The organism is Thalassovita gelatinovora (genome assembly GCF_001458355.1).
Classification (GTDB): domain Bacteria; phylum Pseudomonadota; class Alphaproteobacteria; order Rhodobacterales; family Rhodobacteraceae; genus Thalassobius; species Thalassobius gelatinovorus.
This window is the reverse complement of record NZ_CYSA01000015.1, coordinates 315,029-332,726: the sequence shown is the minus strand read 5'-3', so window position 1 is coordinate 332,726 and position 17,698 is coordinate 315,029. Positions and strand designations below refer to the sequence as shown.

The window sequence follows — 17,698 nt, the reverse complement described above, 5'->3', positions numbered from 1 at the left end:
CATGGCCCTTTCGCGCCGCACCGGACAACGCTTTCAAAGCTCGATCTGGCCCGGTTTCGTGGATGCGATGACCGGTCTTCTGCTGGTGCTGATGTTCGTGCTGACCATCTTCATGGTGGTGCAATTCGTGCTGCGCGAAACGATCAGTGGACAGGAAAGCGAACTTGATTCCCTGTCGGTTGAAATCGCCGCATTGGCTGACGCGTTGGGATTGGAAAAACGGCGCAGTGCGCAATTGACCGAACGGGTGGGTGAATTGGACGCGACCCTGTCTGCGGCCCGTCAGCAAGCGGAGACGCGTGAAGCTTTGATCGCGTCCCTGACCGTGGAACGGGACAATCAGGCTGCCGCATTGGCAGATGCCAATCTGAAAATCACCGATTTCGAAGCGCGGGTTACGGCATTGTTGGCACAGCGCGAAGAAGCGCGCGGCAGTATCGCGGCGCTGCAACAGGAACAGGCCGATCTTATCGATGAACGCGAAGCGCTGAACTTGGCTTTGGCGCAGGCTCGCAACGAGATCGATGCCGGGGCCGAAGCCGCCCGGCTGGCGGCGGCAAAACGCGAAGCTCTGGCGGCGCTGATTGCTGACCTTCAGGCTCAGAACAAAGATGTGGAAACGGCAAATGCGACGTTAAGTGCGCGGGTCGAAACGCTGCAAAATGAACTGAGCGAAGAGGAAACAGCGCGACTGACCGAAGCCGCTGCGGCAGAAGCCTTGCGCGAGAAGTTGAAAAATGCCGATGCGGAACTGACCGCGATAACCTTGTCGCTCGATGAACAGCGGCGCAAAGCCGAAGAGACCCTGACATTGCTGGCGGCGGCAGACGCGGCGCGTATAGACTTGACTGCCAAACTGACCGAAGCGCTGGCCGCCAAGCTGACGGCGGAAGAACAAGCCGAATTGGCGCGTCAGGCCCGGGCAGCCGCCGAACAGGAAGCCGCCAATACCCGCGCGGCGATGCAGCAAGATGAAACCGCATTACAGCAAGAACTGGCTCGTGCGCTGGCGGCAAAGCTGGCTGCTGAGCAGGCTTCGCGCGACAGTCTGAGCGAAGCAGAGCGGCAGGCGGTTCTGGCTGAGGCCGCGAATAAAATGCTGTCGCAGGCAAAGGCCCAATCCACCGAAGCACAACGCCAGCAGGCGCTGTTGAATCAGCAGCTTGCGGCAATGCGGACACAATTGTCCAGCCTGCAAGCCTTGCTGGACGACTACAAGGAACGCGATTCTGCCTCGAATGTGCGGATTGAAAATCTAGGTTCGGATCTTAACGCTGCTCTGGCCCGCGCGGCGGCCGAAGAACGGAAAAGACGGCTGCTGGAAGAGGCAGAAAGGCTTCGACTGGAACAAGAAAGGCAGCAACTCACGGCTGAAAAGAAGGACTTGGAACAGTATCGCAGCGAATTTTTTGGCCGGATGCGTGAATTGCTGAGCGAACGCGAAGGGGTTCGGATCGTCGGCGACCGTTTCGTATTTTCGTCAGAGGTGCTGTTCGCATCGGGCAGCGCGGATCTTTCCCCGGAAGGCGCGGGCGAAATCGCCAATGTCGCGTCGATCCTGCGCGAAATTGCCGGTGATATCCCCAAGGAAATCGACTGGATCATTCGGGTCGATGGTCATACCGATGATCGTCCGATCGCGGTCGGGGCCGAATTTGCCGACAACTGGGAGCTGAGCCAGGCACGGGCGTTGTCGGTGGTGCGGTTCATGGTGCAAAACCTTGGTATTCCGCCAAACCGGTTAAGCGCTAATGGTTTCGGCCAATATCAGCCGGTCAATCCCGATGACACGCCCGAGGCACGGGCGCAGAATCGACGGATCGAATTGAAACTCACCGAGAGGTAGGCGAGTACTGACGCGGTGGCTGATATCATTCCACCGTCACATGGGCAAAGCGATGCGCGATGATCGTGCCGTTGCGGGTCAACTGCGCTTCGCCCACATAGGCACCTTGCGGCCATCCACCGGCAGGGGCTTTGCGGCCCACCGCGCGCATCACGGCGCGTTGCGGGTTTTCCATCGGTATTTGCTTTCGGAACACTTCGCCCTGCGGACCGTTGGCCCAGATCGTCAACAGATCACCGGCTTGGGCATCACCGGACAGCGAATAGACGACCAGCGGGTCATCGGCCGCGCTGGATTGTAGCCGGACCGCGCCGCTTTGGACTTCTTGGATCGAGGGGATCTTGTTGGCGAAACCTGCGGTCACCAGACCGGTGCGATAATACTCCACCGGATCGTCCCACAGGGATTCAACCGGATCGGCGCAGCTTTCCGTCGTGGCGGCATCAAACGGATCGACGATCTTGCCATCTTTGATGACCTGGAAATGCAGGTGCGGATGGTTGGTCTGCCCCGACAGGCCGATCTGACCCAATGCGTCACCGGGTTGCAGCACGTCGCCGGGCTTGACCAACACCGAGCTCAGCTTCATGTGGCAATACAACGTTTGCCAGCCATCACCATGGGTCATCAGCACCGCGTTGCCACAGGCGTTTTCCTTGGTGACGCCGCGCATCAATCGGTCATCAGCCATGCTGTCGCGAATCCGTTCGACCCGACCAAAAGCGGCGGCGCGAACGGTGATGCCAGCGTCAATTTCATCGAAACTCAGCAGTGCGATATCGGTGCCCTTGTGGGCATCGCGTGTGTTGATGCCGCAGGAAAAGTCACGGATGTTGTGCGCTGCCGGGTCATGATCAACGTAGTCTTCGATATAGCAGCTGTCGCCAAGGGTGCAGTCGACCGGCCATTGAAAAAGCGGCGCCCCCGCAGCGGATTGCGCTGCGAGGGCGAACCCCAGAAAAAATCCGAAGAGCTTCATCAGTCTGCGGTCAACAAGGGTGGTTTGTCACCGGAAATGCGCTGCCGTTCAGGGCCTTCGATACGCAGATCGATTTCGCCGTTTTTCACGCCGACCTTGACCAGGCCCCCCTTGGCCAGCTTACCAAAGAGCAACTCTTCGGCCAGCGGCTTCTTGATGTATTCTTGAATTACCCGGCCCAATGGTCGGGCCCCCATCTTGTCGTCGTACCCTTTGTCGGCCAGCCATTCGGCGGCAGGCCGGGTCAGTTCGATATGCACATTGCGGTCCAGCAACTGGGCCTCAAGCTGCAACACAAACTTTTCAACGATCTGCAGGATCACATCCTTGGGCAGCGGTGCAAAGCTGATCACCGCGTCCAGACGATTGCGGAATTCCGGCGTGAAGGTGCGTTCGATCGCGGCGGTGTCTTCTCCGGTCCGGCGGTCGCGGCCAAACCCGATGGCGGCCTTGGCCTGTTCGGCGGCACCCGCGTTCGAGGTCATGATCAGCACCACGTTACGAAAATCCACCGTGCGACCGTTGTGATCGGTCAGTTTGCCGTGATCCATCACCTGCAACAGGATGTTGTAGACATCCGGATGCGCCTTTTCCATCTCGTCAAGCAACAGCACGCAATGCGGGTGCTGATCGATGCCATCGGTCAACATGCCGCCCTGATCAAAGCCGACATAACCCGGAGGCGCACCGATCAGGCGGGACACCGCGTGTTTTTCCATATATTCGGACATGTCGAAGCGCAGCAGTTCCACACCCAGCGTATCGGCCAACTGTTTGGCGACTTCGGTTTTGCCGACACCGGTCGGCCCCGCGAACAGGTAGTTGCCGATCGGTTTTTCGGGTTCGCGCAGGCCTGCACGCGCCAGCTTGATGGCCGAAGACAGCGCTTCGATGGCGGTGTCCTGACCAAAAACGACGCGTTTCAACGACTTTTCCAGATCCTTGAGAACCTCTGCATCATCCTTGGACACATTTTTCGGCGGGATGCGGGCGATCTTGGCGACTACGGATTCGATTTCCTTGACGCCAATGGTTTTCCGACGCTTGGATTCGATGACCAGATGCTGTGCCGCCCCGGCTTCGTCGATCACATCAATCGCCTTGTCGGGCAGTTTGCGGTCGTTGATATAGCGGGCCGATAAATCCACCGCCGCCTTGATGGCGTCATTGGTGAACTTGATGCCGTGATGGTCTTCAAAATAAGGTTTCAGACCCTTGAGGATTTTTACCGTATCTTCGACCGAAGGTTCGTTCACATCGATTTTTTGGAACCGGCGCGACAGGGCGCGGTCTTTTTCGAAATGCTGGCGGAATTCCTTGTAAGTGGTCGACCCCATGCAGCGCAGCTTGCCGCCCTGCAACGCGGGCTTCAGCAAGTTCGACGCATCCATCGCGCCGCCCGACGTTGCCCCGGCGCCGATCACGGTGTGAATTTCGTCGATGAAAAGCACCGCGTCGGGATGTTCTTCCAATTCGGTCATCACCGCTTTCAGCCGTTCCTCGAAATCACCGCGATAGCGGGTGCCAGCCAGAAGCGCGCCCATGTCGAGCGAATAGATGGTGGTATTGGCCAGAACCTCGGGTGTTTCGCCGGCCACGATCTTGCGCGCCAACCCTTCGGCGATGGCGGTCTTACCAACGCCCGGATCACCAACCAGCAGCGGGTTGTTCTTGCGACGGCGGCACAGAACCTGAATACAGCGTTCCACCTCGTGGGTGCGGCCGATCAACGGGTCGATGTCGCCTTTTTGCGATTTGACATTCAGATTGACGCAATATTTGCCAAGCGCGGATTCCTTGGGATCGATGGTTTCAGAGGCGGTCCCGTGGTTGATGTCTTCTTCCATCGGTTCCGATCCTTCGACCGGGCGGGTTTCGCCATAAGACGGGTCCTTGGCCACGCCATGGGCGATGAAATTCACCGCGTCATACCGGGTCATATCCTGTTCTTGCAGGAAATAGGCGGCGTTCGATTCGCGTTCGGCGAAAATCGCCACCAGAACATTGGCTCCGGTCACTTCTGTCCGGCCAGAGCTTTGGACGTGAATCGCGGCACGCTGAATCACCCGCTGGAAGGCAGCGGTGGGGACCGCTTCGGATCCATCGATTTCGGTAACCAGATTGGACAGGTCGTCGTCGACAAATTCGATCAGGGTGCCACGCAGTTCTTCGGTGTCCACCGAACAGGCCTTGAGCACGCGCAACGCGTCGGGTTCGTCGATCAGAGCGAGTAGAAGATGTTCCAGCGTTGCAAATTCGTGTTTGCGGGCATTGGCCAAAGCCAGCGCTGCGTGGATCGCCTGTTCCAGCGTATTCGAGAATGAAGGCACGGCAGTGCTCCTTCCAATAATTGGGTCGAAAAATCCGAAGCTTGTTTACTACAACGTCCGGTCGACCATGGCCTGTTAACATTAAAGTTTGGTCGATATCCTGTCGGCTTCAAGTCTTTTCTACCTGTGACACCTTATAATTCTTACATTTGCCGATCCGCTGGGCGCGTGTTCAGAAATTATCCTTACGCTTTCTGATCTCGGCGAAGACTGCTGAAGGCTGTGCATCGATCATGCCAACTGACGCCTTTATGCCGGGATCATTGCAGCGCAGGAACGGGTTTGTTGCCAGCTCTTCCGATAACATGCTGGGAACGGTCGCTTCACCCTGTTCACGTGCCGTTTGGACCTGCCTCATACGAGAGATAAGCGCAGGATTGTCAGGATCAATGGTCAGCGCGAATTTCCCGTTCGATTGGGTGTATTCATGACCGGAACAGATCATTGTGTCCGCTGGCAACGTCGCAAGTTTCGACAGGCTGTCGAACATTTGGTCCGGGGTGCCTTCGAACAACCGCCCGCATCCCAGCGCCATCAGGCTGTCAGCGGTAAACGCCAACTTGCTTTCGGGGAAATAGAACGCGATATGGCCAATCGTGTGCCCGGACACATCGATCACCTGTATCGCTTCGCTGCCGATAATCAGCGTGTCCCCTTCGACCACCGCACGATCCAGTGGTGGCAACCGATGGGCGTCGATTTTCGCGCCAATCACTTTTGCGGGATGATCTTTCAGCAGGTCGGTCAGCCCATCGATATGGTCCCAGTGATGATGTGTCAGCAGCACATGACTGAGCGTCCAGCCCTTGTCTTCCAGTACGGCGGCGATAGCCCCCGCTTCGGGCGCATCGATCAGCGCGGTTTCACCAGTTTCCGCGTCATGCACCAGATAAGCGTAATTATCCTTAAGACAGGGGACGGTGACAAGCTCAAGGGGCATGGCATTTCCTCAACTGATTGTTATTCTAGGCCCACAGTGGCGGATCAGGGAACCGGCTGCAATGCATCTTGATGTTCAAGACCTGCGCAATTTCTACTACCGCAGCACTTTGGGGCGCGCGGCGCAGAAAACCGTGCGCGACGAGGTCAAGAAGATGTGGCCCGAAGCGCATGGGCAGACCGTGGTCGGGTTCGGTTTCGCGGTGCCGTTGTTGCGCCCCTATCTGAAGGATGCCCGGCGGGTGACCGCATTGATGCCTGGCCCGCAAGGGGTAATGCCCTGGCCCGCAGGGATGCCAAACCTGTCGGTGTTGTGCGAAGAAGTGTCCTGGCCGATTGAAACGGGCCATGTCGATAGACTGGTGTTGATGCACGGATTGGAAACCAGCGAACAGCCCTCTGCGTTGCTCGACGAATGTTTTCGGGTGCTCGGGCCGGGGGGCAAAGCCTTGTTTATCGTCCCCAATCGTGCCGGACTGTGGTCGCGCAGCGATCGCACACCGTTCGGATATGGCCGACCCTACACGTTAAGCCAGTTGGAAAATCAGTTGAAGCGGCATCACTTCATGCCGGAACGCAACGAAACCACGCTGTATCAACCCCCGTCGCAACGTCGGTTCTGGCGCAAGACCGGCGCGATGTTGGAACAGATGGGGCATTCCCTGTCGATGGTGGTGTCTGGCGGGGTGATCATGGTTGAGGTGTCAAAACGCGTCCAAGCCCCCAGCGGGCCGGGCCTGCGCGAAGCGGTGCGCAAGCCGCTGTCGATCCTGTCGCCCACGCCGGCAAAGAAACCGAAGCCGGTTTAGATCGTTTCAGACAGTTGAAACGGATGGAGATAAGGTCGTGTGTTCACTCCGGTTCGACCCGACTCTTGCGCTTGCTATGACCGATAGCGTTAACGCTTTGTGGTGGATTTGCCACCATTGCAGGTAGGGAATCGAAAAAGCTGTGGAAAAGGAGTGCTTTTTTTACACCCGAATTGATGTGCAAACGGTCGCACCCAGATTAACTATTTGAAAATAAGTGGTATTCTTTTGTATACGAAGAATCTATAGCAGGTTGCTAGGTGAGGATTGCTCTGCTACACCCACGCCGATTTTGATGCGTTGACGCAGGTCAATGATCCAAACGCCTTCGGGGCGGGTCCAAGCGGCCCGAGACGGGGCCAGAATAGTCGGAAGGGTGGACGTGTCCGAACCAGCTTCGATCTCCTCAGGCATTGCTGCACGCTATGCCACCGCCATCTTCGAGATCGCGAAAGAGAATAAGACTCTCGCGAAAATCGAACCTAATGTAGCCGATCTTTCCGCCGCTTTGGCGGAAAGCGACGATTTGCGTGGGCTGATCAGCTCGCCGCTGGTATCGCGCGAAGATCAACAAAAGGCCATCACCGCCGTGGCGGACAAGATGGGCCTGCGTCCTGTGATGAAGGACGGTCTGGCACTGATGGCGCAGAAGCGTCGTCTGTTCGTTCTGCCGCAGCTGTTGCAGCAGCTGGCAGCGCTGATTGCCGAAGACAAGGGTGAAGTGACCGCCGATGTTACCAGCGCCAAAGCGTTGACCAAGGCTCAGTCGGATAAGCTGGCCAAAACCCTGACCGCCAGCGTCGGGAAAGAAGTCAAACTGAATGCGACCGTTGATGAAAGCCTCATCGGCGGTCTTGTTGTTAAAGTGGGCTCGAAGATGATCGATACCTCGATCCGCTCCAAGCTCAGCTCCCTCCAGAATGCAATGAAAGAGGTCGGATAAATGGGTATCCAAGCTGCAGAGATTTCTGCGATCCTGAAAGACCAGATCAAAAACTTCGGTCAGGACGCCGAAGTTGCCGAGGTTGGTCGCGTGCTCTCCGTCGGTGACGGTATTGCCCGCGTCTATGGCCTCGACAATGTTCAGGCTGGTGAAATGGTCGAATTCCCCGGCGGTGTCCGCGGGATGGCTCTGAACCTGGAAAGCGACAATGTCGGCGTCGTGATCTTCGGTACTGACCGCGACATCAAGGAAGGCGATACTGTCAAGCGCACCAACTCCATCGTTGACGTGCCTGCCGGTGACGAACTTCTGGGCCGCGTTGTTGATGGTCTGGGCAACCCGATTGATGGCAAAGGTGATCTGAACGCATCCAAGCGCCTTGTCGCTGACGTGAAAGCGCCGGGCATTATCCCGCGTAAATCCGTGCATGAACCGATGGCGACCGGCCTGAAATCTGTGGACGCGATGATCCCCGTAGGCCGTGGCCAACGCGAATTGATCATTGGCGACCGTCAGACCGGTAAAACCGCGATCGCTCTCGACACCATCTTGAACCAGAAATCGTATAACGAAGCCGCTGGTGATGATGAGTCGAAGAAACTGTACTGCATCTATGTTGCAATCGGTCAGAAGCGTTCGACCGTTGCGCAGTTGGTGAAGAAGCTCGAAGAAAGTGGCGCGATCGAGTACACGATCGTTGTGGCTGCTACCGCGTCCGATCCGGCGCCGATGCAGTTCTTGGCCCCCTATTCGGCAACTGCCATGGCCGAACATTTCCGGGACAACGGTCGCCACGCTCTGATCATCTATGATGACTTGTCGAAACAGGCTGTGTCCTATCGCCAGATGTCGCTGCTGCTGCGTCGTCCGCCGGGGCGTGAAGCTTATCCGGGTGACGTTTTCTATCTTCATTCGCGCCTGCTGGAACGTTCGGCAAAGCTGAACGAAGATTACGGTTCGGGGTCCCTGACCGCGTTGCCGATCATCGAAACCCAAGGCGGCGACGTGTCCGCGTTTATTCCGACCAACGTGATTTCGATCACCGACGGTCAGATCTTCTTGGAAACCGAACTGTTCTACCAGGGTATCCGCCCTGCTGTGAACACCGGTCTTTCGGTGTCGCGTGTTGGATCGTCGGCTCAAACCAAAGCAATGTCTTCGGTTGCTGGTCCGGTGAAACTGTCGCTGGCTCAGTACCGCGAAATGGCCGCGTTTGCACAGTTCGGGTCCGACCTTGATACCGCAACCCAGCAGCTTCTGAATCGTGGCGCACGCCTGACCGAACTGATGAAGCAGCCACAATATTCGCCGCTGACCAGTGCCGAAATCGTTTGCGTTATTTACGCAGGCACCAACGGTTACCTGGATAAAATCGACGTTAAGGATGTCGGTCGGTTCGAAGCTGGCATGCTGGCGCATCTGCGCGGCAAGAACGCCGATTTGTTGGCAGATATCACCAACAATGACCGGAAGGTCAAAGGCGAGCTGGCAGACAAAATCAAGGCTGCGCTGGACGATTTCGCCGCTGACTTCGCATAAGGGGGAGATAAGGCAATGCCGAATCTCAAGGACCTAAAAAACCGGATCGGGAGTGTGAAAAACACTCGTAAGATCACCAAGGCCATGCAGATGGTTGCCGCGGCGAAGCTTCGCCGCGCGCAGGATGCTGCAGAAGCTTCGCGTCCGTATACCGAACGGTTCAATGCCGTCATGGCCGGACTGGCCGCCTCGGTTGGATCTTCCGACAGCGCCCCTAAGCTGCTGTCGGGAACCGGATCGGATCAGGTGCAGCTGTTGGTGGTCATGACCTCCGAACGCGGTCTGTGCGGTGGCTTTAACAGCTCGATCGTGAAGACGGCCCGCAGCAAAGCTCAGGAACTGGTTGCCCAAGGCAAGACGGTCAAGATTTTGACTGTTGGCAAAAAAGGTCGTGAACAGCTGAAACGAGACTTGGGCGATCTGTTTATCGGCCACGTTGATCTGGCCGAGGTGAAATCGGTCGGGTACGTCAATGCACAAGACATCGCACGCGATCTTCTCAATCGCTTCGACGCCGGTGAATTTGATGTGGCGACGATTTTCTATAGCCGTTTCCAGTCGGTGATTTCTCAAATCCCGACCGTTCAGCAAGTCATTCCGGCCTCGTTCGAGGCCGAGGAAGACGCAGGGGAAACCACCCTGTATGATTATGAACCCGACGAAGAGGCCATTCTGGCTGATCTGCTGCCGCGCGGTGTGGCAACGCAGATCTTCGCGGCCCTGCTGGAAAACGGTGCGTCTGAACAAGGTGCGCGGATGTCCGCTATGGACAACGCAACCCGGAACGCGGGCGAGATGATCGACAAACTGACGATCGAGTATAACCGCTCGCGTCAGGCCGTGATCACCAACGAGCTTATCGAAATTATCTCGGGCGCTGAGGCGCTCTAAGAGAACGGAGACGAAACAATGGCAAACGCAGAAGGCAAAATCACTCAGGTGATCGGCGCTGTTGTGGACGTGCAATTTGGGGACGAGCTGCCGCCGATCCTGAACGCATTGACCACTGAAAACAATGGCAAGACCCTGATTCTGGAAGTGGCTCAGCACTTGGGCGAAGGGACCGTTCGTACCATCGCGATGGACGCGACCGAAGGTCTGGTTCGCGGTCAGGCCGTGATCGATACCAAAGGCCCGATTTCGGTGCCGGTCGGGACCGCAACTTTGGGTCGGATCATGAACGTGACCGGCGATCCGGTTGACGAAAAAGGTCCGGTTGAAGCAACTGAACGCCGCGCCATCCACGGCGAAGCGCCGACATTTGCAGAACAGTCGACCGAAACCGAAATTCTGGTGACAGGCATCAAGGTGATCGACCTACTGGCCCCTTACACCAAAGGCGGTAAAATCGGCCTCTTCGGTGGTGCTGGCGTTGGTAAAACCGTTCTGATCATGGAACTGATCAACAACATCGCAAAAGTGCACTCGGGCGTGTCCGTGTTCGCGGGTGTTGGCGAACGGACCCGTGAAGGTAACGACCTGTATCACGAAATGATCGAATCCGGCGTTATCGTTCCCGATAACTTGGTCGACTCGAAAATTGCGCTGGTCTACGGTCAGATGAACGAACCTCCGGGTGCGCGTATGCGGATCGCTTTGTCGGGTCTGACCCTGGCGGAACAGTTCCGTGATGACACCGGTTCGGACGTTCTGTTCTTCGTGGATAACATCTTCCGCTTTACCCAAGCGGGTTCCGAGGTGTCGGCACTTCTGGGCCGTATTCCTTCGGCCGTGGGTTATCAGCCGACGCTGGCAACCGACATGGGCGCAATGCAGGAACGCATCTCGTCGACCAAGAACGGTTCGATCACGTCGGTTCAGGCCGTGTATGTGCCTGCGGATGACTTGACCGACCCTGCACCGGCAACTTCGTTTGCTCACCTCGATGCAACGACCGTTCTGGATCGTTCGATTTCGGAAAAAGGCATTTATCCGGCGGTTGACCCGCTGGGGTCGACTTCGCGCCTGCTGGATCCGCTGATCATTGGTGAAGAACACTACAAAGTCGCAACCGACGTTCAGCAGGTGCTTCAGCGTTACAAATCGCTGCAGGACATCATCGCCATCCTCGGCATGGACGAACTGAGCGAAGACGACAAACTGGCTGTGGCCCGTGCTCGTAAGATCGAACGCTTCTTGTCGCAGCCTTTCGACGTGGCGAAAGTGTTCACCGGTTCGGACGGTGTCCAGGTGCCGCTGGAAGACACGATCTCATCGTTCAAAGCCGTTGTGGCCGGTGAATACGACCACCTGCCCGAAGCAGCCTTCTACATGGTTGGTGGCATCGATGAAGTGATCGCAAAAGCCGAGAAAATGGCTGCTGAAGCAGCCTAAGGAGGCCCTGAATGGCTGAGACAGTGCAATTCGATCTGGTTAGCCCCGAACGGCGCGTTGCGTCGTTCGCGGTCGAGCAGGTCCAGATCCCGGGTGCGGATGGCGACATGACGGCGATGGCTGGCCATGCTCCGACCATCACCACCCTGCGCCCCGGCGTGTTGCGGGTCAACGGCCCGGAAGGTGAAGCGGAATATGTTGTGACCGGCGGGTTTGCTGAAATCAGCGCCGCTTCGATCTCGGTCCTGGCTGAACGCGCCATCCCGCGGGCCGACGTCACGCAGCAAGACATCGACAGCATGGTTCAGGCCGCTGCCGATGCGCTGAACAAGGCGAAAGAAGTGTTCAAAAACGAACCGGGTCCGGTCGACGATGCTGCCAAGCTGTTGTCGGATATGGTCGCGATGGGCACCCATATCGGCCTGGATGTGAACCAAGCAAATCTCTGAGTTTGGGATCGTTGTAGAGACAAGAAAAGGCCCCAGTTTGGGGCCTTTTTCATTTGACGGTTGACCCTGACAGAGTTCACGGCGCAATTATCTGTCATGAAGAAAATAAGATCGAATTTGACAGGGATCGATCAGGGCGATGTCGTCCTGTTTACTGATTTCGAAGATGGCGGCGAAATGTGGACCGGTGCGGGAAATCGCGAACGTCGACAGAAGGTAACCTTCAGCGAACCGTTCAAATCTGCCCCGGCGGTGACCTGTTCTGTATCGCTATGGGACGTGGATTATTCCACCAACATCCGCAGCGATGTCTACGCTCAGGAAATCACGGAAAAAGATTTCGATATCGTTTTCAACACTTGGGACAACACCCGGATCGCGCGCATCCGTGTATCGTGGATGGCGATCGGCGAACTGCGCGACGATGATGAATGGGATATCCCATAAAAAAGGGTGCCATCAGGCACCCTCATCTTTTCAATGTTTCGAAAGTCACACTTTGAACTGACCTTCATAGATCGGTTCCAATGTGTTGGTTTCAAACAGAGACGATACACTGGTGCCGTTCCAGGTGTTCAGGATTGCCTGTGCAAACATCGGTGCTGTCGGCAGAATGCGGATATTCGGTGTCGCCAGCACTTCCGGCGTTGGTTGGATCGAATCCGTGATCACCAGCGATTTCATCACTGAGTTAGTGATCCGTTCGACTGCGGGTCCCGACAATACCCCATGGGAAATATAGGCGTGTACTTCGCTTGCGCCATGTTCCATCAGGATTTCGGCCCCTTTGCACAGCGTGCCGGCCGTGTCGCACATGTCGTCAACAATGATACATTTCTTACCCTCGACATTGCCGATCACCGTCATTTCGGCAACTTCGCCGGGCTTTTCGCGGCGTTTGTCGACGATCGACAGCGGCGCATTGATCCGTTTGGCCAATTCGCGGGCGCGGGCCACACCGCCGACATCGGGGGAGACAACCATCACGTCGTCCAGCGATCCGGCAAACTGGGTCTGAACATCCAGCGCAAAAATCGGTGAGGCATAGAGGTTGTCGACCGGAATATCGAAAAAGCCCTGAATCTGCGTCGCGTGAAGATCCAGCGTCAGAACCCGTTCGATCCCCGCTTCGACCAGCATGTTAGCAACCAGTTTGGCCGTGATCGGGGTGCGCGCCTTGGTTCGGCGGTCCTGACGGGCATAACCGAAATAGGGGATCACCGCAGTGATCCGCGCGGCCGATGATCGGCGCAGCGCGTCGGCCATGATCAAGAGTTCCATCAGGTTGTCGTTGGCCGGGCAGGAGGTCGGTTGAATGATGAACATGTCTTCATTGCGGACATTTTCATAGACTTCGACGAAGATTTCCTGATCGTTGAAGCGTTCGATCCGGGCGTCGCACAGGTTTATCTTCCGTCCCCGGTGGATCGACATGCGCCGGGCGATAGACTGTGCCAAGGGCAAGTTGGCATTCCCAGAAATCAGTTTCGGTTCGTTGAGTGTGGACATGCCGACAGTTCCCCAGATTGGTCGAGTTGACTGATTCGTGTTGTTGACACCGCTTAGCATCTCACTACGGTCAGGCAAAGCTATGCAGTAGGGGAGTAACGTGGATGGCGCATATTGATTACTATTTTTCGACTCTTTCACCCTATGCCTATCTTGTGGGCGATCGGTTGGACGAGATCGCAAAGCGCCATGCAGTCAGCATCACTTACAAACCCTTCGATATCATTTCAGGCTTCACCCGTACCGGAGGCGTTCCGGTGCCTGAACGGCACCCTTCTAGGGTTGATTATCGGGCGCAGGAGTTGCCGCGCCAAGCGCGTAAGCTGGGAATAAAGCTGAACATGAAACCGGCCCATTGGCCGACAAATGCCGCACCGTCGTCTTATGCGATCATTGCTGCCCAAAATGCTGGGGGTGGCGATCTAGCCGCGTTGGTTGATGCGCTTCACGCTGCCTGCTGGGCCGAAGAAAAGAACATCGCAGAGGATGCAGTGATCAAGGACTGCCTGCAACGCGCAGGTTTTGATCCCGCATTGGCGGACCGAGGTTTGTTGGCCGGGGCGGAAACCTATGCGTCCAATCTGGAACAGGCAGTGGCCGACGGCGTGTTCGGGTCGCCCTTTTTCATCGTCGATAGCGGTCAGAAATTCTGGGGTCAGGACCGTCTCGACGATCTGGACGCGCATCTGGCGGGTGATCTTTGAGCCATGCCTGAAGGAGTGAAGGGCGGTTTTCCGACCTATTGGACTGAATTCGGATCGGGCCCGCGCGAAGCTTTGCTGCTTCATTGTACCTTGGGCCATTCCGGGGCGTGGAAGGGGATGGCGGCGCAGTTGGAAGACCTGTTGCATATGACCGCGTTCGATATCCCCGGTCATGGCAAAAGCGGCAAATGGGACTACCGTGGTCCGCTGCAAAGGACCACGGTGGATATGGCGGTGGATCTTCTCGACGGTCCGACGGATCTGATCGGCCATTCTTTCGGAACAACGGTTGCGCTGCGTCTGGCAACGGAACGGCCCGATCTGGTCCGGTCTCTGGTGCTGATAGAACCGGTGTTTCTGGCGGTGGCTTTCACCGACGATCCTTCCAGCCGTCAACGACATGACGCAGAATTGAAGGATTACGACCTCGCGCTCAAAGCTGGTGATTTGATGACGGCTGCCAAATCCTTTTCCGATCTATGGGGGGGTGGTCGACCTTGGGCCAGCCTGCCCGAGTCGCAACGCGCCGACATGGCAGAAAAGATCAAAGTGGTTGAACAAACAACGCCCGAGGTGGTCGAGGATTCGGTAGGATTGCTGGCAAGCGGTGCCATCGAGGCGCTTGATGTCCCAACCTTGCTGATCGAAGGCGCGAACACGCCTGAATACATCAGGTTGGTCGCTGCCGGTTTGAAACGACGAATCCGGGGCAGTCAGCTCGCGGTTGTCCCAGGTGCGGGCCACATGGCCCCGCTTACCCATCCTAAACAGGTTGCAACGCTTATCCGCACCTTTTTGAAAACCTTGCCCGACTGAAATCAGTCTTGGGCGGCAGCGAGGAACTGATCGACACCATCGGCCCCGATCGACCAGTCACAGACAAACCGGCCCAGCAATGGCTCTTCAGGGTCGTTGCCTTCCAACGTACCTGACAAGATGTAATAATAAGCCCCGGCATCGAACAGGCGCTGGTGCAGCGCCCGCGGCATCTTGGCGAAAATCATGTTGGCCTGCGGTTCGGCAATAAAATCCACCCCAGTCAGTGCCCGCATTCCGGTGGTCAGCCGGGCACAGTTTTCATTTGCCTGCCGTGCGGTTTGCAACCACAGACCGTCCTGAAGATAGCCCAGCATCTGCGCCGACAGATAGCGGTGTTTGGAAAACAGATGCCCAGCCCGTTTGCGCCGCAGTTCGAATTCCCAGGCATGTTTCGGATCAAAGAAGATCACCGCTTCGACACCCATGCAGCCGTTTTTCGTGCCACCGAAGCTGACCGCGTCAACGCCCGCTTTCCAGGTCATTTCGGCCGGAGAGCAATTCAGCTGCACCAGAGCGTTGGCAAAACGCGCGCCATCTAGATGTACCGGCAGATCGAATTCCTTGGCAACGCTGCACAACGCTTCGATTTCGTCTACGGAATAGATCCGGCCCAGTTCGGTCACTTGCGTGATCGACACCGGTCCGCGCTGCGCATTGTGTACGCTGCCGCCCTTTGCCAAGATCGCACTGCGCAATGCTTCGGGTGTCATCTTGTCGCCCTCTCCGACTAGAGCCAGCTTGGCTCCGCCGGTGTAGAATTCGGGTGCATTGCATTCGTCTTCTTCGATATGGGCGACGGGCGAGCAGAAAATCGACTGCCACGGCTGGCACAGGGTTGCCAGCGTCAGCACATTGGCCACGGTGCCGGTGGGGACCAGATAAACTGCCGCATCGGGTGCTTCGAACAGATCGCGGATCTGATCGCGTACTCGATCCATTTCGGCATCCGCTCCGTATCCGGACCGATAACCGTCATTGGCCTGCATCACTGCTTGCAAGATCTGCGGATGGGCCGGTCCACCATTGTCAGAAGCAAAAAACATTAGCTCGGCTCCTCTATGATATAGTCTTCCCAATCTTCTTCGGACACTTCGAATTCTGGCACTGTACGGCCCCGCATGGAAATTCCGGCCAGATGCACGCTGTCGGGGTCGCCGCTGATCAGCGGGTGCCATTTGTGCAGTTTCTCACCGTTCCACAGCAGTTTATAGGCACAGGTTTCCGGCATCCAATACAGGTTGTGTTCCATGTTCTGCGGTTTCAGAACAATGCACTCGGGCACGAATTGATGGCGGATCGGGTATTGGGCGCATCGACATGTGCTGTCATCCAGCAACCGGCAGGCGACATTGGTCAGCGCGACATCACCGGTTTCTTCGTCTTCCAGTTTGTTCAGACAGCATTTGCCGCAGCCATCGCACAAGGCTTCCCATTCTTCGTGGGACATCTTTTCCAGCGGCACGGTTTCCCAGAACCGTTTGCGCAACTTGGGGGCGCTCATAATGCACCCAGAATTGTGCGTGCGCGGTCGCAATCCGCGTTCATCTGATTGATCAGCGCGTCGAGACTGTCGAATTTTTCCTCAGGTCGCAGATAGTCGACCAGACCGATTGACAGCGGCGTGCCATAGAGGTCGCCTTTGAAATCGAATAGATAGGTTTCCAAGTTCGGTTTGTTTTCTCCGAACATCGGTCGCACACCCATCGAGGCCGCGCCGCGATAGCTGCCTTTGTGTGGTCCGGCCAGTACATCGACCAGTACCGCATAGACACCGAACTTTGGCGGGTGCAAACCATCGATCGACATGTTCGCGGTTGGAAATCCCAATTCCCGGCCGCGCTGATCACCGCCGATCACGTGGCCTTCGATCCGGTGCCAATGGCCCAGCATGGCGGCAGCGTCGCGTGGGCGGCCTTCGCTCAGCGCGTTGCGGATCGCGGTCGACGACACTTCGATACCGTTTCCTTTCAGCAGTTCCGCGATGGTGACGCCAAATCCCATTTGGGAACCAAAGCGTTTCAGGTCTTCTACGCTGCCGGCGCGGCCTTTGCCGAAACAGAAATCTGCGCCAACCACCACATGTTTCAGGCCCAGACCGTTACAGATCACGGCAGAGGCGAAATCTTCGGGGGGCAGCGATGACAATGCCGCGTTGAAATTCAGTTCATACAGCCGTTCGATGCCCAGCTTTTCCAGCCGGTGCGCGCGCGCTTCCCGGCTCATCAATCGGAAGGCTGGGGCTTTGGGGGCGAAGAATTGGCGCGGATGCGGTTCGAACGTCATAATGCCCAGCGGCGCGCCGATCTGGTCGGCTTCGTGGCGGGTAATGTCGATCACCGATTGATGGCCCAGATGGACGCCGTCAAAATTCCCGATCGCAGCGGCTGCGCCGCGATCGGCATCGGTGACATAGGTGTAATCCCGGATGATACGCATGGCGAAGGGTTAGCCCCGCAGACAGGCAGGTGCAAGCCTTCTTACATCGGGCAATGCCGGCA

General features: G+C 57.0%; 17 protein-coding genes. 10 read left to right on the top strand and 7 right to left on the bottom strand.

Going from position 1 to position 17,698, the window contains the following annotated elements; genetic code table 11:
• Position 1: 1 nt before the first annotated feature.
• Positions 2 to 1,846, top strand: coding sequence for a peptidoglycan -binding protein (locus TG4357_RS06440; RefSeq protein WP_058262040.1), 1,845 nt, complete (start codon positions 2 to 4; stop codon positions 1,844 to 1,846).
• A 25-nt stretch (positions 1,847 to 1,871) separates the two neighbouring features.
• Here TG4357_RS06440 and TG4357_RS06435 read toward each other — a convergent pair whose 3' ends face one another.
• The 3 genes from TG4357_RS06435 to gloB form a co-directional block, all read right to left on the bottom strand.
• Positions 1,872 to 2,825 (bottom strand): M23 family metallopeptidase, encoded by a 954-nt coding sequence (locus TG4357_RS06435; RefSeq protein ID WP_058262039.1) that lies wholly within the window; start codon positions 2,823 to 2,825, stop codon positions 1,872 to 1,874.
• Positions 2,825 to 5,155, bottom strand: a complete 2,331-nt coding sequence (gene clpA, locus TG4357_RS06430; protein ID WP_058262038.1) for an ATP-dependent Clp protease ATP-binding subunit ClpA — start codon at positions 5,153 to 5,155, stop codon at positions 2,825 to 2,827. Before clpA ends, TG4357_RS06435 begins: the two co-directional genes overlap by 1 nt.
• 172 nt (positions 5,156 to 5,327) lie before the next feature.
• The gene (gene gloB / locus TG4357_RS06425; protein WP_058262037.1) at positions 5,328 to 6,095 is read right to left on the bottom strand and encodes a hydroxyacylglutathione hydrolase; all 768 of its coding nucleotides are present in this window, start codon (positions 6,093 to 6,095) and stop codon (positions 5,328 to 5,330) included.
• 61 nt (positions 6,096 to 6,156) lie between these two features.
• Between gloB and TG4357_RS06420 the strand changes: the two genes are divergently transcribed.
• The 7 genes from TG4357_RS06420 to TG4357_RS06390 all read left to right on the top strand — a co-directional run bounded on the left by TG4357_RS06420 (position 6,157) and on the right by TG4357_RS06390 (position 12,615).
• Positions 6,157 to 6,903, top strand: coding sequence for a methyltransferase domain-containing protein (locus TG4357_RS06420; protein ID WP_058262036.1), 747 nt, complete (start codon positions 6,157 to 6,159; stop codon positions 6,901 to 6,903).
• A gap of 382 nt (positions 6,904 to 7,285) precedes the next feature.
• On the top strand, positions 7,286 to 7,846 hold the full coding sequence (locus TG4357_RS06415; protein WP_058262035.1) for a F0F1 ATP synthase subunit delta: 561 nt from the start codon (positions 7,286 to 7,288) through the stop codon (positions 7,844 to 7,846).
• Positions 7,847 to 9,385, top strand: a complete 1,539-nt coding sequence (atpA, locus tag TG4357_RS06410; RefSeq protein ID WP_058262034.1) for a F0F1 ATP synthase subunit alpha — start codon at positions 7,847 to 7,849, stop codon at positions 9,383 to 9,385.
• A gap of 15 nt (positions 9,386 to 9,400) precedes the next feature.
• Positions 9,401 to 10,276 (top strand): F0F1 ATP synthase subunit gamma, encoded by an 876-nt coding sequence (locus TG4357_RS06405; protein WP_058262033.1) that lies wholly within the window; start codon positions 9,401 to 9,403, stop codon positions 10,274 to 10,276.
• An 18-nt stretch (positions 10,277 to 10,294) separates the two neighbouring features.
• Entirely contained in the window at positions 10,295 to 11,719 is a 1,425-nt protein-coding gene (gene atpD / locus TG4357_RS06400; protein WP_058262032.1) for a F0F1 ATP synthase subunit beta, read from the top strand.
• A gap of 11 nt (positions 11,720 to 11,730) precedes the next feature.
• Entirely contained in the window at positions 11,731 to 12,168 is a 438-nt protein-coding gene (locus tag TG4357_RS06395; RefSeq protein ID WP_058262031.1) for a F0F1 ATP synthase subunit epsilon, read from the top strand.
• A gap of 96 nt (positions 12,169 to 12,264) precedes the next feature.
• Entirely contained in the window at positions 12,265 to 12,615 is a 351-nt protein-coding gene (locus TG4357_RS06390) for an H-type lectin domain-containing protein (RefSeq protein WP_058262030.1), read from the top strand.
• Between the two features lie 45 nt (positions 12,616 to 12,660).
• On the opposite strand, the gene TG4357_RS06385 is transcribed toward TG4357_RS06390, so the two are convergent.
• Entirely contained in the window at positions 12,661 to 13,677 is a 1,017-nt protein-coding gene (locus TG4357_RS06385) for a ribose-phosphate pyrophosphokinase (protein ID WP_058262029.1), read from the bottom strand.
• Between the two features lie 104 nt (positions 13,678 to 13,781).
• Between TG4357_RS06385 and TG4357_RS06380 the strand changes: the two genes are divergently transcribed.
• Positions 13,782 to 14,381 (top strand): 2-hydroxychromene-2-carboxylate isomerase, encoded by a 600-nt coding sequence (locus tag TG4357_RS06380; protein WP_058262028.1) that lies wholly within the window; start codon positions 13,782 to 13,784, stop codon positions 14,379 to 14,381.
• 3 nt (positions 14,382 to 14,384) lie between these two features.
• Entirely contained in the window at positions 14,385 to 15,197 is an 813-nt protein-coding gene (locus TG4357_RS06375) for an alpha/beta fold hydrolase (RefSeq protein ID WP_058262027.1), read from the top strand.
• Positions 15,198 to 15,199: 2 nt separating this feature from the next.
• Here the strand turns inward: TG4357_RS06375 and TG4357_RS06370 are convergent, their stop codons facing one another.
• Genes TG4357_RS06370 through TG4357_RS06360 form a run of 3 tightly spaced genes read right to left on the bottom strand, consistent with a single transcriptional unit; the run spans position 15,200 to position 17,636 of the window.
• Complete coding sequence (locus TG4357_RS06370) at positions 15,200 to 16,243, bottom strand: threonine aldolase family protein (RefSeq protein WP_058262026.1); 1,044 nt, start codon at positions 16,241 to 16,243, stop codon at positions 15,200 to 15,202.
• Positions 16,243 to 16,701, bottom strand: coding sequence for a YcgN family cysteine cluster protein (locus TG4357_RS06365; RefSeq protein WP_058262025.1), 459 nt, complete (start codon positions 16,699 to 16,701; stop codon positions 16,243 to 16,245). The genes TG4357_RS06370 and TG4357_RS06365 overlap by 1 nt, the downstream gene beginning before the upstream one ends.
• Positions 16,698 to 17,636, bottom strand: coding sequence for a bifunctional riboflavin kinase/FAD synthetase (locus tag TG4357_RS06360; RefSeq protein ID WP_058262024.1), 939 nt, complete (start codon positions 17,634 to 17,636; stop codon positions 16,698 to 16,700). The genes TG4357_RS06365 and TG4357_RS06360 overlap by 4 nt, the downstream gene beginning before the upstream one ends.
• Positions 17,637 to 17,698 lie beyond the last annotated feature (62 nt).